The sequence below is a fragment of the Collimonas sp. NPDC087041 genome (assembly GCF_044745265.1).
In the GTDB taxonomy this organism is placed as follows: domain Bacteria; phylum Pseudomonadota; class Gammaproteobacteria; order Burkholderiales; family Burkholderiaceae_D; genus Collimonas.
On the sequence record NZ_JBIUZX010000017.1, the window covers coordinates 1 to 22,537 of the forward strand.

Consider the following 22,537-nt stretch of genomic DNA (forward strand, 5'->3'; position numbering starts at 1 on the left):
CATCGGGCATACGGCGACAGAATGCTTATTAACGAAACAGAAGATACAGAACTGGAATATTTTGTTTTACCGGAGGTTTTCAACAATGAGATATGCAAAGGCTATAGCCCCAAGATGGTCAAGAAGCTGTTAATGGATCGGAATCTATTGGTCACGGAAGGAAAAGGTGACAAGGTCAGAGCTGATCGGAACGAACGCTTGCCAGGTTTAGGCAACACGCGGTGTTACCGATTTAATTCAAGAATTATGAGTGCGGAAGCATAAACTCATGCTCTTTTACGTTCGAATTTGACTTCTATTTAAAGAAAAAATATAGGTCATGCCGAGATCAATCAATTTGATTTTTTTGTCCTTTCCTGTGATGTGAATAGAGTTTTTTAAAACTATAGCTGTTATTCCCGGTTTCGATTAAATGGTGAGGATGGGTCAGGCGATCAAGCAGGATTGTAGTCATCTTAGATTCTCTGAACACTGAGCCACATTCCGAAAAGCCCAAGCTGGTCGTCATGATGAGGTTGGTGCACTCATAGAAATGCAGTGCGATGATTATTCCTGTTCCCAACGCGCCAGCAAATCCGGCGGAATCGATTGTGCCACTTCAGAAAATCGTTTCCCCACCATTTTTTCCGCCTGGCGCAGCAGGATGGCAACTGGGCTGCTAGGCTCCACTAGCTCGAACCATGCACGCGCTTCCTGTATAGCTTGCAAAGCCGCCTGCCTTCCGTTGATGGCGTGATTAGACATATCGGTCGGGTTCATTGATGTATTCCCTTGGTCGCTAAAGGTATCCAGGTATTTACGATTGCCGCTTTGAGAGGAGGACGATTGCTTGATGTCTGCCGAGTTGGACTCGAGAGCCGTCCTCTGCGCCTTGGCGTCCTGTGCCGGTATCTCGGCCGGCTTTACCATGGCGACGCCCGACTTCGACGCGAACAATCCCAACAGACGTGCGAGGGGTAGCAGGTCCGGCGCATCATCTTGCAAATCGCTTTGAGACCACAGTTGCAGGCGTCCAACCAACGCCGAGGCGTCCGCCAAATCCTTGAGCGTAGCGTCCCGGGCATGGCGTAAATCCACCAATTGACGTTGTACGGTCTCAACCGAGAGCGCATCTGGATGACGGGGGGATGCAAAGGCACGCTCTACATCACGTACCTGCAAGCGCATAGCCGTACTTTTGGATAACGTGATGTCTCGGATATCGGACAGCAGCCCATCAGGGTCGGCTAGCGCAGAAAGTGCATTTGCGCGCATGGCAAAGTCTCGTTCACCCTCAATTAGTAACTGTGGATGAATATGCTCAGGATAGTGCTCCAAAAATCCAGCCAACCTGGTCAAGCCTTCCTGCAACCCGGCCGCTTGCGTACTGCGCGTTCGACACCGCAGCAGCAATACCAACAACGTAATATCGCGGGAACGCAGCAACAGACGCTCGCAATCGCGTTCAATGTCAGCCCAGTTAGGACCTTCCGGCGTATCCACAAAATCACCATACTGGGCATCGTTCCTTGGTGCTGCTTTCGCCATTAACAGCATATATTCCGGGTCATATTCCAAATTTGGCCCACACGGCTCGCTCTCCGACAGTGGCGCCAACCATTCGGGCGTCGCCGTCCCCATCAGATTGTGTAGTGTTTGCGTGAGTTTATTTAACATTGCGGTGTTCCTTGGTGTGTCTTGTTCCGCTGCGCTCCTTGGCGCATGTAGTGTTCAGGCTCAAAAACCATCCCGGTAGTGGCGGCCTGCGATGTATCGCTGTCACCTAACCAGGTCGCCCATCCCAACTTTTCTTCACCACCAATACGGGCCGGTGTGGCCGCCGTGGTGGCGACCTTGAGTTCAACTTCCCATTCGTATTCGAATCCGACGAAGGCTCTGACCCATTCGACCAATAGCGGCAGGTCGCGTCCTTGCGGTGTCAGATGCAAATATTGCGCCAGCGACAATGGGCCGATGACGATACGGAATTTATGCTGACGGTCCGGCACCGCCTCGCCCAATAGCGCCCCCTCACTCATCACGCTGGCCACCGAAGCTCGTCCCAGCATGGTGTGTTCGTCCTCGGAGACACTAATCCAGTGCAACACATGCTCTTCAATTTGTACCGGCACGCCGAAGAAATGCGCCAGGGTCGTCGCCAAGCCGTCGGGATTCCTGGCCTCCCGAACCAAATGCGCGGAGGCCGCCATGCGCGCATGGGGCGGCAATGGCGACGACTGGATATTCACCGGGTCATTTCCGGCCAGTCGGCTGACATATTGTGAGAATTGCTCGTCATCGGCCCGATCCAGGCCGGCAGCCGCCTGCGCCTGCGACCAGGCAAGATACATCTGAGTCATGTAGCGGTGGTGAAACGTGTCCAGGAAATTGATCAGAGTTGCATCGTGCCTGTTGTCCAGGCGCTCTTTGGCAATTTCCGTAAAGTGGATCGGCAAGGGGCCATTCGGCCCCAGCATGCCTAATCCGAACAGGCGAATCTGAGGATGCTTTGTATACGGGTCAATTGCCGCAATTTCCCGCGGGGAGAAGGTCATTGACGGTTGTTGTCCAAGTCGAAACGGCTCTTGCCGCGGCAAAGTGGCCCGGCCAATAGGTGGCAAGTGGGAATGACGCGCAGCTGTGGCCCGCAGCAAGCTCACAAAGCCGTATCTCCAGGGATAGGCGGCAGCATCTATCAGGCGATAACGCCAGGTCGCCGCATCGACCGTTCTCAAATTTACCTCGTTAGTCGCCCCGCCTTGCGTGGTGAGACCTGTAGTAACGGCTTGATTGTCGGAATCCATCGTCAGCATCAGACTACTCCTCGGCCACCCATGCGTACCGGCCAACGCGTTACCATGCCGCGCTGCATCGAATGCAACTCGGTTTGGGTAAACACATTAATCGAGACATGACGTGCCAGCCAATGCTCCAGTATTAAACCGAACAAGTACGGACTGGTGCCGGAGAAACCTGTTTCGTCAACCGTCAGTTTGCAAGCGACACCACGGCCGTACACCAGCGGCCCTTTACCAGGCAAGCGGCGGGTCACAGGTTCCACATCGGAACCTATTAGACTTTGCACTTGCCGCATCTGTGCCGAGTCCTCGCCGGTAACAAATAAGCGCAACATATCGCGCAGCGCCTGTCCGCCCTCGCGACCGCTCATATCGGTCAACGGCAGATAATTGAAGCCCAGTTGCCGAATCAGGCGCCAGGCCATCTCGCGCTCGGCAAACGGCGCTTGCGGCGTACTGGGCGGGCGAATCAGGCCGACACTGGCGACCGGCAGAGAATCAGCCACGCGTAAATCGGATTGACCATTGCGGGGGACTAATCCCGGTAAATCACGGTTGGTCAACAGCGCATTGACCGCCAGATGTGACAGATTATCCGCATACGGCGCTTCGTTTTGGTCGACCAGAGAAATGAACACTTCCGTACCGGTGTAAGGAGTACGCGTGCCGTATTTGCGCGCCGTTGAAGAGGTCAGGCGACGCTCCCGGCGCATCGAGAAATAGCGTCCGAAATTTCCTTCATCCTGGTTCAAGGTTTGAAACAGCGGACGAAATGTTATTGCCTCGGCATTTTTATCTGCCTGGGCGCTGATTTCCTGCACCGAAAACACCTCATAATCCATCGGCCGCGCTCGGTCCGGCACCAAATGGAATTCCGCCTGCGCCGAGTTCAGTTCGACCCGGTCGGTACGCTTCGGAAACAGGTTGATGACCGGTGTGCAGTGCAAGGCGAACTGCTGTGCATCGACATGATTGCTCAATGCCCCGGGCGGCTTAGACAGAAGAATCACGATTTCCGCCTCTTTGCCATGTATCCGTGCCAAGCCGGGTGCCAATTGGGTCAATGCGAAAAAGAAAAAACGGCTCGGGCAGGAAAAATATTCATGCAACAGGTTGTGCCCATGAAAAGTGTTCCAGGCCAGCGGCAACAGGCTTTGGTCGGGTTGCAATCCCTCGTGCACCAGGGCATCTTTGACCACGACATGAGGGGTGCTGCCTATCGCACCCGGCGCGCCGGTAAAGGTCGCCACTGCCGAGGTGTGCAACAACTCGAATAAATGCGAGGCCATGCCTTCTTCACCGCATAAATAGATGGGCAAACGCTCCAGCCCCTGCAAATCAGAAAAATTCAGCTCGCCATCGATGCGTAAAGTCAGGCGCAGCGCGCCTTGCACCTGAAGATGGGCCGGCAAATGCCTATCCATGGAAGGAATGTCCGGCGGTGCGCCTGTCAGCCGCGCCGCGACAATCTCAATCGGCCACAGCATGACATCGGCACTGCTGCGAAATTCGCAGGTTGTTTTTTCTCCTTGGGGGATTTTGGCGTGAAATGCCGTCTGCCTTGGCACTTTGAAACCGCGCCGGAGGTCACCCTCCTTCGAATTCGGATGTAATTGCGCCACTGCCATCGACGGTGTGGGGCAAATATAATTGGGATAAATCACTTCCAGCAAACGCTGCGTAAAACGAGGAAATTCAGCATCCAGCTTGATTTGCATACGGGCCGACATAAAGCAGAACGACTCGATAAGGCGCTCCACATACGGGTCGGCTACTTCGATACCGTGCATCCCCAGTCGTTTGGCAATCTTCGGATGTTGTTCCGCGAATTCGCCTGCCAATTCGCGCATGTAGACGAGTTCACGGTTGTAGTAATCGAGAAGAAGTGGGTCCATACTATTTTGCCTAAAGAATAATTGTGTGTTTCGTCGCCGGCACAAGCCCGGCTTTTACTTCTCGTTTATCGACATCCGATTGGTCTCTAAATCGACCGAGCTTTGCACCATGAACGTCATCGGGTACGGGTCCATACGAATCGCCCCGCGGATTTCGAACAACAGCACGTTATATTGCCGTTCCGCGCCTTCTTTCATCAGCGGCACGATCTGCAACGTTTCCTGCATCAGGCGCGGCTCGAAGTCGAAAATCGCACGGCGCAGGCGCTGCTCGATGTCAGCCCATTTATGCTCGGACAGATAGCTGCCGGCTAACGGCGGTACGCCGTAATTGATGGTCGACGCGGCAGCTTCCGCATGACGGTCGCGGTCCAGCAAATCTTCCATGTTCACCGTGTTCAACAGGAAGGCCAGGTCGCGCTGGATGATTTGGCGCATTTGCGTACGCGTTACCGTATATTCCCCAGGTGCTTCGGAACTGCGCAACGGTTCGTCGTCGCGCAGGCGGTCGAACAGCGTCGGCAGCAGATGCGCATTTGGATGTCGCGGCGCATTTTGCTTGTCGTTGGCTTTGTCATCAGAGACGGGATGACGCCAGGCTGCTTTTTCCATGATGTATTCGTGTTCTGTGGCTAAGGATTTTGTGCAAAAGTAATGACTCGCAAATCGAGCAGCCCAACATCACCGACATCCGTCATCCAGGTCTTCTGACCAAGGCCAAAAACACCGGTTTTTCCTTCTTCTCGCCAACGGCTTTCGCGTGAAAGGCGGATGGCGCCGTCAGCCAGCTCAGAGCCCGGATAACGTACCGGCAAGTAAGCTTTCAATGCCGAACCATCGCGCAGGCTGACCTCGGCGCGAGTCCAAATCAGGTCGAGCAGGCTATGCGGTGGCTGAATGTTGAGGGTGGCGATTTCACTGAACGGGCACCAGCGATACATGTCAGCGACAACCATTTCGCACACTGGACCGAGGCGCGAATCGCTCTCAGTTATCCACGTGAATGTCCCTAAATTGCTCTCGCCGGCGACTTCCGGCGCGGCCGACAATGCTTCCTCACGCTCCACATCAGCAGCATTGACATCGCCATTCCCCGCGGCGGACAAGGCATCCAGCAAACGCAACAACCAGCTTGGAGGGGTGCCCACCATATGACCTGGTTGCTTTTTCCCTTGAAAAACGGCAGCCCGCAGCATTTCGCTACGAATCAGGTCACGCATGACCTGCGCGGTCGACACCAGTTCGGCGTCCAGCTTGGCGCAAACCTGCAATTGTTTAAGCGCGCGCTCCCACTGTCCCAACAGACATAATGTTTGAAACAGTCCCCAGCGCAAGCTAATATCAGTTGGCGCCGAACGGATGTCGTTTTCCAAACGTACTAAAACACTCATCAACGAATCCTGCTGCAACCAGCTATTGAGCGCGCTGCCGTGGTCGGATGCATTGCCATTTGAGACGTGTGTGGTCATGTCGGGTCGGAGTCCTTCGTCGGTAAAACCTGCTTTTCTGCATCCTGCCTGGAGTCGGTGGCGGCCCAATAGGAACTATCGGGACTAAAGGCATGGTGCTCGCGCCGGGTCAGAGAAGGTAAATTGGAACGTTGCTTCGGCATCGCGATGCCTTGCGCGAATAGATTCAGTACATCATTGTCTGGCGTCGTAGAAGGCAATTGCCACTCTTGCGTACCGAATTGCTGAAACAAATTCTCTATATCTAGCTCCCCCGATACTAAATCTTCAATCGAAATATGTTGCGGAATATGGGCAGCCAGCTCGGTCGGTGTGCTGAGAAGGGAGTCGGTGAGTTCTGGCATCGCTTGTATATTGAGCTGTGCATGTAGCGATGCCGGGTCTTGAACCGCCTGAATATAATCTTTGCCAAGCTCTTCAACGATATTGCTGTGAACACCAGGGTCAACAATCTCATCGTCTCCACCCTGATTCCCCTCATCAATAGGGGCATCGGATGGGAATTCAAAGGCTGGTGCTGCCGGCATCACCATGTTGTCCACGTGTGATTTGGTCTGCGCAATATAAGCTGCATCAAGGTGCTTGCCATTGATAATGTCTTGGTCGCTGAGCATGGGCAACGATGAATGGGGTGTTTTTTCCCTCCCAAAATCCATTCCGATAGCTTCTGGAACGATATCAAACAGATTCGCGCTGGCCATCGGCTCCAGCGGACTGTGTTTGCCACGTATCAAACTGGTCAGTGACGCAGCGGCATCATCTGTCCCAAACTTGGGCAACGGTATTGTTCCTGTAAGCGTCGCTGCGTTTGTTATAGTCGGTTGGAGAGCAGAATGCTGGCTAACTTCCGGCCTATTGACTTCGCCGACCTCCAGATGCAACATTCCCAGCTCAATCCGGTCACCCGCATGCAAAGGCAGACTCTGCTGATAGGGAAGCGGCACATCGTTGACTGAACAGGCCCAGCGCTGGCTATTACATACTAGCCACCATCCACCTGCTGCGGCACCGAACGTGCGCCAGCACACGGTGCACCGCATGTCATTCAACCATCTACGCTCCGTTTCTGGCACATATTCGGCGAACTGCTTCTCGCCCAGGACCGTATCGGCAGTAAAAATGAGCGTGGCTTGTAGCGTCATGCCATGCTGGTGCAAAACGCGTAGATGTAAATTGTGCTTAAAAGGAATCATCAATTACTTGCCAAGTTAAACCACGTCCTGCATACGCTCCGCCGCTCCCACAAACCGCCCCTGCAAATCCTGCTGCCAGAAGGCAGCACGTTGCACAGCGTCAAGCTCACCGCCCGTCAAGCGCTGCGGCCAGTCTGCCCAAGGTAAGTAGCGCACCCCGTGCAAACGATGTATTGGGTCTTCTCTGTGCGGAGATGGAATGAAGCGCTGGATATTCTCCTGTTCCGGTACCTTTTTAAAACCGCCGAATAAACCACGCCAACCTGGCTGATATAGTGCCCACAACTGTTCCAGTTGCGACACTAGCCCAATAAGGCGGTCTGGTTGCTTTTGCGGATTCTGCTGATTACTGGGGCGGTCTAGTTCAGTTTCTTCCGCGTACACTGCGTGCGCCATCGCGCGGGCGGCTGCAAATAGCCAGTCACAGGGCTGCAGCGCATAGCCTTTGAAGTATTGTTTAATCCAGCGCGGCGATGCCGTTTGCATCATGACCAGCGGATAAACGCGCCCAATCTTGTCCGACGACGCCATCCAGACTCCGACTACATGCTCTTTGGCAGCAAAAGGAAAACTACCTGGCGGCAGTACAAAACACCACGGTAGACCGGCATGGCCGGCCGCAGGAGGTGCGATTTTATTTTGCGGGGATACATGGATGATGGGCATCGGCGGTTTCGACAAGATTTCGCGCGGGTCGACCAAATCGATAGGCGTCAGGTGACTCCATTTCGCGTCTTCCGCACGCTTACGCTTGGCGGCCACGGTTTTTAATTGCGGCGCCGGTACCTCGATAACAGGTCGTGCGGCTTGCAGATGCTGGCCTATCCAAGCCTGTAGCGCTTCACTCTGTGCATACTTGACGTTATGCCGGATGAAATCACCGCGGCTCGGCATCTTCCCCCATAACGTCGGGTTACTGACCGTTGATTCACGCAGAAATCCCGGTAGCCACATTGCCATTACCGCGCTCCTGGGCACTGAAAGGATTTCAACAAGTCCGTCGTCAATGGGCTAGCCAGGCTGCTGCCGGTATTGATATCGAGAACCGCCTTGCGGCCGTCCAAGCTGAAATTGGCGATAACACGTCCTGCCGTGGCCGTATTGACCAACTTGGCGCGCTCAATCAGGCGCATCAGCGCCCATGGGCCACTGGTGATGATGGACGAAGTAGCGGCGCTGATACGTGGCGTGGCGGTCAATTCTGCATTGGCACCCCCGCGAGGACCAGGCCAGGTCACCGCCAAGGTTTGTACCGGGCCATGTGAATAACGTTGCGTCTGGCCATCGATATCGATAATCAGCTCGGTGATGGTCGGGTCCACATCGGTGGCCTTGATGTCCATCTTCCAGGCCATTTTCTTGCTACCGGGCTCTCTAAAGAAAACATCCCGGATGGTATTCATCCTCGCAAATGCGTCCGGATTCGGTCCTTGCTTGGCCAGCAGTTTCAATAATTCGCCCATCAGGGTCGGGCCGGATGCCGCACCCACGCCGGTTGCCGGTACGCCAGATGCCGCGGAGCTGGCTAACGCATCGGAAGACGCCATTTGATTGGCGGTCTCTGGGTTCTTGTATCTCCAAGGACGGCTACTGGTATCGACAAACGGCAATAACTGCTTCTGGAAGAAGTCATCGGCAGCGCCGCCGGCGGCAAAAATGCGGGTGAAATCTTCGATGCTGACTTCCTGCGTACTATCCGAAAACGGATAACGGCCTTCGATACTCTGCTTGCACGGGTCGCTCACCTGGTATTTGAGTGCCCCGACAATCCGGTCCAACTGCGTTTGGGCCTGCGTGCTTAAAATCGCCGAAGCACCCTGTGCAACCTTGTCAGTGCCGCTGTCGGCCAGTGCGGTCAGAACCGCCTTAAATGGCGCAGGTAATTTACCCGCTTCCAGTTTCAACTTCATACCGGCATCGGCAGCGCCGGGCGGCAGGCTGTTTGTGCCCAACGCCGTGTCGGCGACAACCAGCACGGTATAGTACTCATTCAGCAGGCCTGCAATATTTTCCAGGCCAGGTTTGCCCCCGCCGGCCGCCGGAGCAGCGGAGTCGTCCGCTTGACCGGTCACGACTTCACGCAGTGCAGCAAAACGACTATCGACCAACTCGCGTTCCATCCGCTCTTGCGGGCGAACATTGAGGCTTTTGGAGACTTTGCTGGCTTGTTGGTCCAGCTTATCGGTAGCCTTGTCGAAAAAACCTTTATCTTCATTCGATTTGGCTATCAGCGGCTTGGAGAGCGAGGTCTCGCGTGCAGCGGCACGGGCCAGGCGCGAAAGCGGTGAATCGGGCGAAGCAAAGGCGCGTAGCACGGTCAAATCGAACGTCAGGTTGCTGCCGGTGACGGTACGGATATCTTCTAGAAAGTCATTCCACTGATTGGCATACTCAGTCAGATACTGGCGACGGATGTCTTCCGTCAGGCCATCATCACCCAATGCGTTGGCGACGTCGTCCAGCGTTTTTTTTTGCGTTGAGACGTAATTTCCCATAACCCAAGCATCATCCTGCTTGGCCAGCTTGACGAATTCGGGCAAACGTTTGTCGAATAGCTTGAAATAGCCGTCATAGGTAAGCAGACCTGGAATCCCCTTATCCAGAGGCTTACCCGAAAAACGGGTAAACACCGTGCCGGCCTGAGGACCCACCGCGCGCGTCAGCGTGAAGTCCTCCGGCGATTCGGAGGCCATGGCTTGCTTGGCGCGCTCATACAAACGCTGGGTCGACGTGTCCGCATTCAAAAAATTCCGGGCATCCTGCACCAGCGCTTCGTTCTTGACGAACGACGATTGGACTACCCTCTCTTCCGAAAACAAGTGGTTGATATGTCCAATCATCGACGCCCGTCCGCCAAATACCGATGCGCTATCCGACGCCTCCCAGTCCTGCAACACCCATGTTTTTACATCGGTGGCGTTGTAGTGGTTCTTGTCATTAATGAGCAAGTAGACGCGCAAGGTGTTGTAAGCGGTCTTGGCGTCCTTAGCGTCAATCGCTGCGCGCAATACCACTTCCATGCGATGTACGATTTGCGGCAGCAGCAAGGTATCTTCCAGACGGTTGTAGGTGGTATCCGCCGCGGCCAGAATCGTGCTGCCGGTATATAAACCATAGCGATAGCTCATCGCAGGGTCGCTAACATCTAGACCCCGGTGCAAAGGCATATCTTGTGCAGTCGTCAATGCATCGGGCACATGCTTCAATCGTTCTTCGCCGGATTGGGCGAACAGATTGGTGACCAGCGTTTTGAGCATGTCCTTCTTTTCCGTCACCGACTTCAGATATTGCTCGTTATTGGCAAACGATAGCGATAGCGCACTGGCCAAGGCCAGGAAGAGAACGATGGACACTGCATGTCCAATCAATCGCAACACTCTGAAGCGAAATTCCCAGCGTAAATTGGGACGGACCAGATGCGCTTCCGGAACAATTAGGCGGGTAAACAAATCGCTCAGGAAATAGCTGCGATTACCGCTCAGTGCTGTCCCGATGAGTTGGGTCCGATTTGGACTATTCTCATTCGATGGACTCACATCCTGGCTCGCAGACGGCGCTTGGCGTAAGCCCAATGCGACATAGACACGCTCCATGAGCGTCAGGCGATTGCCGGGAATGACGTCTTCCGATTGTGCAGCACTTGTAAAATAGACACCACGCAAGTTGTGGTGCAATTCCGTTGCGTCGAAACGGGAATCGAGGAAGATGGCCCCTATCATCTGCGCCAGCATCTTCGAAAGTCCCTCAAATTCTTGTGGCAAGGCATAGAGCAAGCGCCGGCGTCCGGCGTCGAACTCTTCTTGAACCCGCGTGTTCACGCCGTCGTCCAGACGCTCAGCCAACGCGCCCAACTCCGCACGCACTTGCAACAGCAACGGGCTATCGCCAGCCTCGTTCTTACCAGAAGGAGCCGGCTTGGACGGGTCTAGATACGGTAGCGTAAAACCCCACGTCTGGGCACGACCTTCCGAAGTCAATGACTGGAAATACTCATTAAAACCTTCGAGCAAATCCATCTTGGTAATCGTCACATAGACCGGAAAACGTATTCCCAACTCGCTGCGCAGTTCTGCCAGACGCGCGCGCAGGTCGATGGCCAGCCGTTCCCTATTTGCCGCAATCGGGTCCAGCAATTCCTGAGCATCGATAGTCAGAATCGCGCCATTAATTGGTGCACGACTCCGGTACTTGCGCAATACGGCCAAAAAGCCATGCCATTCAGCCGCATCTGGTTGCTGGTTGACATCTTGCGAAACATAACGCCCGGCGGTATCAATCAATACCGCCTCATTAGTTAGCCACCAGTCGCAATTCGTGGTGCCTGCTTTGCTGGCTTGTGCCGCGCCTGAATGTTCCGTCAATGGAAATTTCAAACCGGAGTTGAGCACCGCCGTGGTCTTGCCGGCGCCAGGATTGCCAATAATCATGTACCACGGCAGTTCGTACAGATAGCGTTTACCTTCCACCAAACGACGCCAGCTTCCGCCGTTCGAGCGCATGGCTTTCAACTGCAGCATGGCGCGCCCGATTTTACTGTTGACTGACTTTAAAGCTTCCTTGGCATCTTTGCCCGCCTGAGTTTGATTGTCTGTCTTTAAGCGGAACAACGTGTCGCGCAGGTTTTCATCCGTGCGCATCATTTGGTACAAATGGTAGAGACCATAGACCGCATAGATAAACAGGATGATGGCGATGACGACTGACCGTTCAAAGACGGTGACTAGCGGCTGCATCGAACCGATAGCCAGCAAGGGACCGGCATGCCATATCAGCAGGCAAAGGCAAGCCACGCCGATGATGTGCAAGGGCTTTTTGAGAAAGAGCGTCAAGATTAACGCCAAGGTCAAAATCAGGACGGTGATGCGCATACCCACGGTTGCTAGTGGGCGCATGCCGCCAAAGGCAAATAAAGGCCCTAAAAACCAAATCGCCGCAACGAGTAGCACGATGAGCAGAAACGCCAGCATTTGGCGTGAAAAGATGAAATCGGTAAATTTTTTCATAGTAGTTTGTCAGCTCAGCGAGCAACGTCAGCAGGTACGGAGGCGGGAAATGGGGCTGCAATAGTTGTTTTTGCAACGCTGCCATCGGACTGCCTGACGATAATTTCGACCCTCCGGTTCTGTGCGCGCTGTGCTGGCGTCGCATTCCCTACGACTGGCTCTGTATCCCCCTTACCGCTGATATTCATGCGCGAAACAGAAACGCCGCGGACCTGTAAAGCGTCTGCCACGCTGGCCGCGCGCTCTTCGGAGAGCATCTGATTGTTCGGAAACTTGGCGGTCTTGATGGGGATATTGTCGGTATGGCCAATCACTTGTACCGGTCCGGAGACCTTGGCAATCTGGTCCGCTACCTTATCCAACAGCGGTAAGATTTTAGGAGACACCTTGGCTTGCCCAGGTACAAACATGTCGTCCCCCTTGAAGGTCACGGCGCTATGCTTGGAATCCTCGTCGACCTTCACCTGGCCGCTGGCGATTTCGTTCTTGAGCAGCTCCGCTAGACGTAATGGCGGGGAAATTGGCCTAGGTGGTGGCGTCATCTTGCCGATAGCATTGATTTGCTCTTCCAACGCATTGCTGTGCGTGAGCAATTGATATTTGTACCAGGAGAAGAGACCAAACGCAGCCAACGTCAGCACCGAGGCGGTCACCCAGACAGGAACACTGCGCAACAGACCGAGCTTACCTGCGGCTTCGCCTTTCCAGTGTGGAGACAAGGCCAGCGGAACCGGCTCGCGTGCCTTCGACAGCGCCGCATAGATATGGGCGCGGATTGTATCGACGTCGCGTCTGCCATTTGGCTGAGTGCTGTATTGTCCTTCGACACCCAGCGCCAAAATACGGAACATGACCTCCAGCAAATGGATATGCTCCATAGGATTAGCCATCAGACGGCCAATCAAGAGGAATACCTTTTTACCGCCCTGCGTATCGCTATGAAACTGCGAAGCCAGCATCTGGGTTGACCAGACTCCGGCACCGCCATCCTTGCCACCGCCCCAGTCTGTATGATTGGCAAATTCATCCAGAGCACTGCACAGGGCATAGCTGGCCGCTATCGTATGCTCGCGCTTGATGTTTGCCCGATTACATAAATTGGTAAAAGTGATGACTTCGTGTTCCAGCAGTTTGCGGAAGACAGTCACTTGGTCCGGATGGGGAAATATCTGCCTCGGAAGTTGGGCCAAGGCCAGCAACAGCGGCTTGGCTGCTTCGAGCAAGGGATTGCGAGCAGCTTGGATTTTTACAAACCGGCGGTTAATTTCATCGGTCGGCTCCAATCCTGCGTCGACATTGGCACCAACGTTCAGGCCGGAAAATAGGCCGCCACTCTCGGCTGGGCTGTCTTTTTGAGATGCATATTTTTCGGACAGCTTTTCGATAGACTCATCATCTTGAGATGCAAGACTGGCGGTATTAGAATTCATAATAGAGTTAGGCTTAAAAATAAATCGGTATAGCAATGCCACTGCTAGCGCAGAGGATGGATAAATCTGTGTATCTCTTTAAAGTCAGCGGGAGCGCATTGTCATTTACCCGACGACGCGCCGACAGTGCCGATAAGCGTGCAGCCACATTCCGTTAAGTCGCCATCACAGGCGGCGGGAATATCACCAATCAAGTAGCCACTGGCCGTGATGATTTTGTTCACGCCATGCGGCCTACCATCGGGATAAAATTGCGGACAACTGACCAAATCGCCCAAGCGCGCAATGGCGCGCCCCAATACAGAGTGTTGAGGTGACCCCGTTATCACTCTGCCGTTGTGACTGGTGCCATCTCCTACTCTGATAATCATTTTTTCCATATAGCCCCCGACGAAAAATAGCCGTTGTCATCGTTAAACAGGACGGCTTCAGATATTTCCTTGTCATCCCAAAGCTCCGCTATCATTCGGCTCTACCTCCGCAATCATTGCTACGTCATCGCCTTCAAATGCTTTGCGATACCGCCAGTAGCCGGTAGGCTCCATCAATGATTTGACAAATCCAGCATATGAGTCGTGGACGAATTGGTCGAAAAAACGACATAACGACGACGAGATAAGTGGAGCATTTTTCTTGACCAAGTCCAGAATCATTGGAGCTTCCGGGTCTAAGTACGGTGCGAGCTGTGGAATATCTGTCTCTGCGGCGCGCTGGCGGGCGAGATTTTTCATCTTCGTCTTGTAAGCGGGAAAATTCGTTTGGGCCAACTTAAAAAGTTCAGCAGATTTTTTTGGGTCATCGTCAATGAACTTGGCATCGTCAATAAATTTTTGATTAGCCTTCCGCATCAAATCGCTATCTTTGATTCCTTCTTTGTCTACCCCTGTAGCCTTTTTAAACTGTTCTATTTGGGAGTATTCAGCGCGCACCTTCCAACGCCAGGTCAAATAGGGCTGCGCCCATTCGTGCAATAATTTTCCTGAAGTTCCAGACTCGGTAAGAAAATCGGCATGCGCTTGCGTGACGCGAGGATTAATCGCGAATGGATTGTGTAAAGTTTTTGCATCTAACGCATGCTCTTTCGTCATTGGTACGTTGGCGGCCACTGCACAAGCAAACATGTGATTGAGGGTAATTTGCGACAGCTTCAGAGCATCACCCTCAGGTTGGGTAGCGCCAACGGCGACACCTAATGCACCGGGCTCGTAGCCACCACCGACATCGCTGTGGGCGCCTGGATAGGCAAACTCACGACAGTTGGATGGAAGTTTGCCGCCGACTTCGATAGTATCAAGCGGGAAATTCCTGCGAAACTCGTGCATCGCCACCATGTGAACGCAATACTTGGCGTATTCCGGTTTCATCTGCAGATTGCCTGGTTTGGCCCAACCTGCATGACCACGTGTTTGGTCAGTCAATGTGTCGCTAACGAGGCCGTAGGACGACACAGTGTCGAACAGCCCAACAAAACGTAACTGGACAATGACTCCGGCCAGTTTTCCGTCAGTCAATATCTCGTTAAGCCATGTGCAAAACACCCGTGCTTGCGCGGCCCCTCGGGAAAAGCCGAAAACGTCCACCATGCACTCGCCTATTTTGACTTTGTTACTCGGGTCTTTGAACTTTTGCTCAAGTTGCGCGACAAGTTTTTTGAGCAACTCCTTCGGCGTATCGTCTGTCTTTAGGCCATATTCCATGCCTAACGGAAGAAGGTAGGTTTTTTCCTGCTGGTCACTGACTATGTCACGAGTGCAGAGAACCCTGATTTGCTTATCAGTAAACATCGATGTCTTAAATGCACGCAGATGAATCGAATCGAGCACCGTCAGCAGGCCGAAAAGAATCCGTTCTTCGCACCCCCAGGCCAACCCGCTACCCAACTTTGGGCTTTCCCCTCGCTCACCAATTTCCGTGAAAATTGTGCCGACGCCAGGAACGTATTGTCGGTATAGTCCTTCCTCCGGTTTGTCCCAGTAGGCGTCGTAGAGGCGTACAACATTGGTGTGTCCCATGCCCGGCTTATCTCGGTCCATATTATTATTCGTACCATCAAAGAATAATCCAACGCTCATGTTGAGCGCGCATTCCGTGGGGCTAACACAGTACTTCGACTTGACCCAACTGATTCCGTCAGCGGGGGCCACCTTGGTAGGAGTGAATTTGGTATATTCCAGCGTGTCTTGTCTCATTGCGTGGCCCCAGTTCGCTTTTGCAGCAACTCTTCTTTCGTGAATAATTCTTGAACAGGTACGCCTACCGTCGCGGTCGCGTCATCGCGCGGGCCGTATGGAATCGGATAATCGGGGTGCAACACACCAAGATTGCTTGATATCACACGGACTTTTCCACCCGGGAAAAAATGCACATAGAGTCGGCCTGGTTCGTCGTATTTCTCGATGGGGACTGTGGCTTTGAATAAACCTCCGGATTTTATGCTGGTGTAATTTTCCGCCTCTATCTCTGCGCGATTTTCATGACTCCAGTCACCAACGCTCCAGCGCACCACTGCTGTCATACCTGGGCGCCATTTTTCCGGTAACGCAGCGCAGCAGATATTGCCCCCGCCACCTCCTGTGCGCGGAATATTTCCCCCACCAGCATTGTCGATATAAAACTCCGACACGTTAAAATTTGGCCCCATATGCTGTACGCCAATCACGTTTACCGGCACTAAGTCAGTATTGACGCGCTGTGCCTGTAAGTTGGCACAGGCCGTCAAACCTAAGAACAGCAGGCCCACGAAGCAAACATGTGTCCAACAACGGCGAATTCCATGTTTTGCAGAATGCATAGTGATTCCCTTTTTATTTAGAAGATTGTTTGACCGCTTGATGCGCCAGAATGACCGACAATTGCGGGTCGTTCAACAATGCGCCCAACGAATGGAATACTCGCACAACAAAGTCAAGAAGTTGCGCTCTGTCTGTGCATCCGGCATTTTTCCAAAGTACGATGCTCTGCTTGGCCCACTGATAATGGTCGGCTGCACTACCTAAAAAATTTTGCGTCGGATATGTGGTCTTGATATTGAAAATCATCTGGTCTGGCTCAGTAGCATCACTTAGCGCTTCGATTTGTGCATCGCTAAAAATCAGCGGTGGTGTAACAGCCTCTGCAGTAACATCTGTCAACGGCAAATCGACTAATTTCCCATCGCGCCCGCGTATCTGCCAACGGCTAAGCAACCTGGTCAGTGTCGCCCATTGTTCAGGCGTGAGCGTCGTCGCCAGTGCTGGAAGTACACGACAATCGGCAAAGCGCAGCACGTAATGTTCCGAGTCTTCTGTGGAAAAGAAAATGAATTGACGCAGATGCTCTGTCAGTACCTCTTGCGTCAACTCCGTGTCGATAAGCGAAAAATGCAGGCGCGGAATCATTGCGCATAGCATCTCCTGCAGGACTTTGCCGTCGCCGGCCTGGTCCGCCAACTCCATATCAATGACGAGGGGACCAAATTCGGCCGCGTCATCCTTATATACAGGCGTGAGCCAAGACGGAAACCGGTCAGGCGCGCCAGTAATGTACGTCGAGACACCGCCAATCATGCCGGCATCGAGCAATACAAATGTTTTATGTTGATGAGTATCGTTCATGAGTAGGTCGCGGAATAATTGCCGGATAGCGCGGCTTTAAGTAGGCAGGGAATGCAAATATCCGATGTCGGCATTTTGGTGGGTACCATAGGTAAAGTATCCGGTCCCGGCACGGACAAGCTGGCTGCATTAATCTTGCGCACACCCAGCATGCCATCGGTAATATTGGTCTTATTCATGCGCTGATAAGTCCCGTTGACCTTATGCAGAATCTCATCTTCGGCTTCAACAATGAAGGTTTTGCATTTCACGATAACGGTGTCTTGTGCAAAAATGTGCACATTACCGTGCTGCGCCTGCAGGTCGATATCTCCGTAAGCGGCAATCAGCTTCATCCCTAATTTATGCGCAAAGAACCGTATCCCCTTTAATGCGCTGGCCAAGATACCCTGCTGCGCGGTGATGCTGGTATGGCCGCCACTGGTCAACTGGTTATGCTTGCCGCTGGCTATATGAGTGTTTTCCGGGGTCGTGCTGGCAATTCCGGCAGGACTGGACAAAACTAAGTGGGGTTGGGTGAATTCGCCTTGCTTCCCACTTCCTTTGATTTCGTCGTTTTGTTGCTTGAGTTCTTTGGTAACATCGCTTTGGGATACGTCACTTTCCTGCGCTTGATGATGCTCGGCGAGTTTCATGGCTTGTTCGGCCAAACTTCTTGCTTCGGTCAAACGCTGAATACTTTCGTCGATGTCTTTAATATGACTGATGGCCTTGTCGCGTAGCTCGGTAGAAATGAGCATACCCCGGCCAGCTCGCACCGCTCCATGCCCACCAGTCTCAAGAGCAAAGCCTTCACCCCGCTCGTCTTTACGACCTTGATTATCTTCAATACGGGTGATATACCCCAAACTCAACTGACTGTGCAGGTGGTCCGATTTCAGCTGCGCCTGAATCTTGCCCTCACTATCGTCCATCACCAGGTGATTGCTTCTCCCCCCAGCAGCGTTACCCCCGCCGGGCGTGAGTTCCCTGGAACGAAATCCGGACAACGCTTGCTGGCTAGGTAATTGCCATGGATGCAAATTGCTTTGATTGTGGACGCGGTCCGTGCAGATGGGCAAATCCGGATTACCGCTAATGAACCCGATGAGAACTTCCTGCCCCATGCGCGGGATATGCACGCCACCCAGCTGGTTGCCGGCCCATGGCGAAGAAACGCGGACCCAGCAGCAGCTGTTCTGGTCGTTTTTTCCGAGGCGGTCCCAGTGGAACTGTATCTTGATACGACCCAGATTGTCAGTCCAGAGGTCCTGATTTTCTGGGCCCACCACGATGGCGGACTCCACGCCATACATCTTCGGTATCGGCGTTTTACTGGCTGGACGATAACCGCCGGCGCCGCGCAACGGATAGACATCGAAGTCCACTTCCACTTCGTGGCGTTGCGCGTTCGGATTACCCGGGCTTTGGGTTTCCTGGGCGACTTCTCTGATGGTCAGCTTGGTGCTGAGAATCAGGTAGTCAATATTGGCGGTATTGCGCGGATGACCGTGGAGTTTGAAACTGTGGCCCGGCTGCATACCCTTGAGATGGCCACTGCCGTAGGCACGATAAGCCTTGCAATGCAGTTGCTCCATGCGAATACGGGCCAGGAATTGCCCCTCATCCAGCGGCACATTGGTCGCCTGGTTCGGACCGGCTTTGGGCTGCACGTAATGGCTGTGCCCACTGCTAGGGTTGTGCCACTCATACACTTCGTGTTGATTATGGCCGGCGTCCTGAATCGGGTCTTCCTGGGTGACGGTCAGGTCAGCGCGCGGTCGGGTGTAGTCAAAATCCCTGGTCGTAAAAATGCCGGATGTGAGCTTATTGGCCGGGACGAAGGCGTGGATATATTCCTCGTCAATCTTGGCGTTCGGTGTGTGAAACATGACCGTTTGATACGCTTCACTGGCATTTGGCCGATAACCGCCCATGTAGTCGGTAAAAATAAGGCGGTGCTTACCCTCGCTATGTTCAAAGAAATAGGAAATTCCCCATGTCTCGCACAAGCGGCTCACAAAATGGAAAGTGCTTTCGTTGAACTGGGTGGTGTAGTCACGCTTTGGATAGGTATCGATTAAACGCCATTCAATCGAATAGTTCAGTCCGGACAGCGACTCATCGATGACTTCCTTGACCGTCTTGTCCTGAAAAATCTTGCAGTCGGTGATAAGGGTAGCCATAGACAACCAAGGCTTGAGCCGGACTTCATAGAACGCGTATCGCCCTTCCACACGCAAGAACCTGGCATCATCGATGATGCCGTTGATTTCGCGTACGCCGGCGCCGACATTGCCCATGCCGCTCACGCCCACTTGTCCGGCAACGAAACTGCCACTGCCTTCGAGCTGAATCTGCACCGACATTTCCTGGCCCAGCCATTCCTGCGTCTTGAAATCGGCGGTCTGGCTAATCAGATGGTTCAAGGCATCGGGCGTCTTCAGGACGACCTGATAGTCGAACAGACTGTCCACGCCTTCTGTGCCGATAATCGATACCGCCACTAATGCCGGCTCGCCCATCAGCACCGGAATCACAGAGCTGCTCACGCTAAGCGTGCGGCTGGAGAACTTATCAAATAGGGAAGTCATGTTCGGTCATCCTTTAGCTGTATGTTCATTTCGCGACGATATGCTGCGGTTACTTTTCCCGCACGCCCCATAGTTCCAGGCGTAATCCAGGGAAGTCGCCGGCGATGTGCATGGCCAGGCCCCCGTGCTTGAGAATGTGTTCCCACATCGGGCCGCTATTGCCAAGCTCGTAATAGACGAAACCGGCATTGAACGGAATTTGCCGCGGCGGTACTGGCAACGCCGACATACTGATGCCCGGCAGATGTGAGCGAATTAGTTCCGGCAGCCGGTCGGATGGACCGACCTTGCTTTGCGCGGCGAATTGCGTGACCAGCAAATCCGATGGCATTTGTGCAGCGACCGCGAGCACCAGGTTGCCGAAACTCTGCAGCGTGGCTGGGTCAATCGACGCCAGGCGCATGCCATGCGGCCGGACTTCGAAGTCGATGCGTTGGGCGCTGCGCACCAGTACTTCATTCAACATCGCATGTACATCGTCAGTCAACTCCTTGAAGGTGACGTAAGGATTGACGTGCTGATAAGCCGGCCACTTCTTGGGACGCCGAGTGGTAGTGCGAACGAAGGTCGACAGCTCGCCACCGAAGCTGCACAGCAAGGTATATAAGTCTTCGGGTGAGGTTTCCTGCACCGTGAGCATATGGTTGAGCAATGGCTCGTAGCGGTTGAGAATTTGCAGCAGCAAGTAGTCGGAAACCTCAGCGGCATCCGACGCCTTGCCGTCAGCGCCGGTCAGGCGCGATGCTAGCGTATTGCCGCGCAAGTGGGTCAAACCCTGTATTTTTGTCACCCAGCTGGACAGCAGCGTATTCGTGCCAATACCCGTCACCGGCGGAATTAGGTCGAAATCCAGCTCAGCGCTGCCATCCGAATGCAGCGCGGTGACCTTGGCAATCGGCAGGCCTATCCAGGCGTCCGTCAATTCCTTGTGCGGCAGCAGACGCAAACGCAGCTGCGCCAGTTGCACCAACTTGGGGCCCTGGCCAATCGAATTGGCATCGCGCAGCTCTTCATCTATCACAGCGTAGCGTGCCAGCGACCCGCCACTACCTTCATCGAAGGTGGCCTCTTCAGCATTCGGTGTGCGAATCGGCACGGCCAGGTAAATCAGCTGGTCGATGTGTTCAGGCTGAATGGTCAACGGTGGCGGCGGCGGCGTTTGGGCCGGCATCTGGAATGGCGTGCCATCGGTAAAAATACCCGCAGCACTGGAAATCACCAGTTTGCCAAGCGAGAGCGAACCAATGTCGATGGCATAACGATGAAAACCCCAGTAGAACGGGGTCGACGATGCGGCGCGCAGATGCGCGTAGCTTTCCAGATAGCGCTCTTGCTGCTGAAAGAGTTGGGGCCGTAGAAATAAACCTTCGGTCCAGATGACTTTGTTATGCCAGCTCATGAAATACGCGCTTTCTACTTGATTTCGGTGATGTTGATGTCTTTGGTTCGCAGCTCAATATTCAGCTTGGCCTTGGGCGAAGGCAATACACTGCGATACCAGGCAGCTTCCGGCGCGTCAGACAGTTTGTAGACTTCGCGCCAGGTGGCATTCGGTAAATCGCGATACGCTGCCAGTACACCGATGACAGCGGTGTCGGCGTAGGATGCACGACGAATGGTCTTACTGTCGCCGGGGCGCAGGATGAATTCGTCCTTGACCAGCATGTCGGCGCCCAACACGGCTTTATCGGTATTTTGTAATGTAAAAAAATCGGCTTGCTTGAACGTCTCGTCCGACTTCAATTCATACACGCGCACCATGATGGGCGCGGCTTGTCCCTGGTCGGTCGGATTGACGTCGTCGGTGGCGTGAATCGTGATATCGAGTTTGGTCGGCTCTTTGACCACCTGAGCCTGACCAATCGCCGGAATGACGAGCAGCAGGAGCAGCAAGCTCGACAAGACTGCAAGGCACCGTCGGCGGAAATGTGTTCGAAGAGAGTTCATGAAGTTATCTGGTCATTGTCAACATCGCTCACACGCATGTCATTTTCGGTGGACATCGAAACTCTGGTCCAACTAAAACCTGGGACTGGATACGCACACAGGCGTACCCAGCCCCAGACTGGGTAATACAATCGCAATTAACCTTCTTTGTTGGCCTTGATGTCGTAGCTGGCAGTGACTGCACCGCCGCTGCCGCCTTGCGCGTTCTGCACCATATACTCTTGCATGACTTTGGCGAACGACAGACGCACTTGCTCGGAAATCCGCTCGTCCTTGTTACTGCCGGAAGGCTTGACCATCGTCACGATGACATCGCTCATGGTCAGCTTCAGGTATTCCAACGGATTGCCGCCGGCTTTACGCACCACGAGCACTGCGGTGTCGATGTGCTTGCCGCTCAGGCAGTACTTCATCAGGTTAGGGCTCGAACGGTCTACAAAATGGTCGAATGTCAGGTCTTCGACTGTCGCCTTGCCTGCGCCACCGCCGCTGCCCGAATGCATGTTGGTGTCTTGGCGGATTTCCCAGGCCCAGTTGCTGACTTCGATTTCGTTCTTGTGCTTGTCGTCGCCAGATTCACCTTCGATGCCCGCGATTTTGATAAAAATATCTTGTGCCATAGCCATATTCCTTCTATTTACGTTGATAAAATACTAC

Annotated in this window: 18 protein-coding genes and 1 pseudogene; 1 reads left to right on the plus strand and 18 read right to left on the minus strand. The window is 53.7% G+C overall.

All coding sequences use genetic code 11. The features are described from left to right. A pseudogene (locus ACIPF8_RS22655) lies at positions 1–264 on the plus strand (hypothetical protein); the annotation flags it as partial. Between the two features lie 64 nt (positions 265–328). Here ACIPF8_RS22655 and ACIPF8_RS22660 read toward each other — a convergent pair. The 18 genes from ACIPF8_RS22660 to ACIPF8_RS22745 form a co-directional block, all read right to left on the minus strand. After that, on the minus strand, positions 329–562 hold the full coding sequence (locus ACIPF8_RS22660; RefSeq protein ID WP_400425729.1) for an ATP-binding protein: 234 nt from the start codon (positions 560–562) through the stop codon (positions 329–331). Further along, the gene (locus ACIPF8_RS22665; RefSeq protein ID WP_400425731.1) at positions 547–1,656 is read right to left on the minus strand and encodes an ImpA family type VI secretion system protein; all 1,110 of its coding nucleotides are present in this window, start codon (positions 1,654–1,656) and stop codon (positions 547–549) included. The genes ACIPF8_RS22660 and ACIPF8_RS22665 overlap by 16 nt, the downstream gene beginning before the upstream one ends. Beyond that, positions 1,650–2,783, minus strand: a complete 1,134-nt coding sequence (tssG, locus tag ACIPF8_RS22670; RefSeq protein ID WP_400425853.1) for a type VI secretion system baseplate subunit TssG — start codon at positions 2,781–2,783, stop codon at positions 1,650–1,652. Before tssG ends, ACIPF8_RS22665 begins: the two co-directional genes overlap by 7 nt. Before the next feature lie 8 nt (positions 2,784–2,791). Then, positions 2,792–4,672 carry a type VI secretion system baseplate subunit TssF gene (gene tssF / locus ACIPF8_RS22675; protein WP_400425733.1) on the minus strand — a complete coding sequence of 627 codons (1,881 nt, stop codon included), beginning with the start codon at positions 4,670–4,672 and terminating at the stop codon, positions 2,792–2,794. Positions 4,673–4,726: 54 nt separating this feature from the next. Next, positions 4,727–5,284, minus strand: coding sequence for a type VI secretion system baseplate subunit TssE (tssE, locus tag ACIPF8_RS22680; protein ID WP_400425735.1), 558 nt, complete (start codon positions 5,282–5,284; stop codon positions 4,727–4,729). Between the two features lie 20 nt (positions 5,285–5,304). Beyond that, positions 5,305–6,045 (minus strand): type VI secretion system accessory protein TagJ, encoded by a 741-nt coding sequence (locus tag ACIPF8_RS22685; protein WP_400425737.1) that lies wholly within the window; start codon positions 6,043–6,045, stop codon positions 5,305–5,307. 92 nt (positions 6,046–6,137) lie between these two features. Further along, complete coding sequence (locus tag ACIPF8_RS22690; protein WP_400425739.1) at positions 6,138–7,283, minus strand: TagK domain-containing protein; 1,146 nt, start codon at positions 7,281–7,283, stop codon at positions 6,138–6,140. 66 nt (positions 7,284–7,349) lie between these two features. After that, on the minus strand, positions 7,350–8,294 hold the full coding sequence (locus tag ACIPF8_RS22695) for a TagF domain-containing protein (RefSeq protein WP_400425741.1): 945 nt from the start codon (positions 8,292–8,294) through the stop codon (positions 7,350–7,352). Then, on the minus strand, positions 8,294–12,337 hold the full coding sequence (tssM, locus tag ACIPF8_RS22700; protein ID WP_400425743.1) for a type VI secretion system membrane subunit TssM: 4,044 nt from the start codon (positions 12,335–12,337) through the stop codon (positions 8,294–8,296). Before tssM ends, ACIPF8_RS22695 begins: the two co-directional genes overlap by 1 nt. 14 nt (positions 12,338–12,351) lie before the next feature. Further along, positions 12,352–13,767 carry a type VI secretion system protein TssL, long form gene (gene tssL, locus ACIPF8_RS22705; protein WP_400425744.1) on the minus strand — a complete coding sequence of 472 codons (1,416 nt, stop codon included), beginning with the start codon at positions 13,765–13,767 and terminating at the stop codon, positions 12,352–12,354. A gap of 101 nt (positions 13,768–13,868) precedes the next feature. Beyond that, on the minus strand, positions 13,869–14,147 hold the full coding sequence (locus ACIPF8_RS22710; protein ID WP_400425746.1) for a PAAR domain-containing protein: 279 nt from the start codon (positions 14,145–14,147) through the stop codon (positions 13,869–13,871). Positions 14,148–14,210: 63 nt separating this feature from the next. Continuing rightward, a complete protein-coding gene (locus tag ACIPF8_RS22715; protein ID WP_400425748.1) occupies positions 14,211–15,839 on the minus strand; it encodes a T6SS phospholipase effector Tle1-like catalytic domain-containing protein in 1,629 nt (542 codons plus the stop codon). Positions 15,840–15,952: 113 nt separating this feature from the next. Further along, entirely contained in the window at positions 15,953–16,558 is a 606-nt protein-coding gene (locus ACIPF8_RS22720) for a DUF3304 domain-containing protein (RefSeq protein WP_400425750.1), read from the minus strand. A gap of 13 nt (positions 16,559–16,571) precedes the next feature. After that, complete coding sequence (locus ACIPF8_RS22725) at positions 16,572–17,360, minus strand: DUF4123 domain-containing protein (protein WP_400425752.1); 789 nt, start codon at positions 17,358–17,360, stop codon at positions 16,572–16,574. Beyond that, positions 17,357–19,933 (minus strand): type VI secretion system Vgr family protein, encoded by a 2,577-nt coding sequence (locus ACIPF8_RS22730; protein ID WP_400425754.1) that lies wholly within the window; start codon positions 19,931–19,933, stop codon positions 17,357–17,359. Before ACIPF8_RS22730 ends, ACIPF8_RS22725 begins: the two co-directional genes overlap by 4 nt. A 49-nt stretch (positions 19,934–19,982) precedes the next feature. Further along, the gene (gene tssK, locus ACIPF8_RS22735; protein WP_400425756.1) at positions 19,983–21,332 is read right to left on the minus strand and encodes a type VI secretion system baseplate subunit TssK; all 1,350 of its coding nucleotides are present in this window, start codon (positions 21,330–21,332) and stop codon (positions 19,983–19,985) included. A 14-nt stretch (positions 21,333–21,346) separates the two neighbouring features. Continuing rightward, positions 21,347–21,880 (minus strand): type VI secretion system lipoprotein TssJ, encoded by a 534-nt coding sequence (gene tssJ, locus ACIPF8_RS22740; RefSeq protein WP_400425758.1) that lies wholly within the window; start codon positions 21,878–21,880, stop codon positions 21,347–21,349. Positions 21,881–22,017: 137 nt separating this feature from the next. Beyond that, positions 22,018–22,500 (minus strand): Hcp family type VI secretion system effector, encoded by a 483-nt coding sequence (locus ACIPF8_RS22745; RefSeq protein ID WP_400425760.1) that lies wholly within the window; start codon positions 22,498–22,500, stop codon positions 22,018–22,020. Positions 22,501–22,537 lie beyond the last annotated feature (37 nt).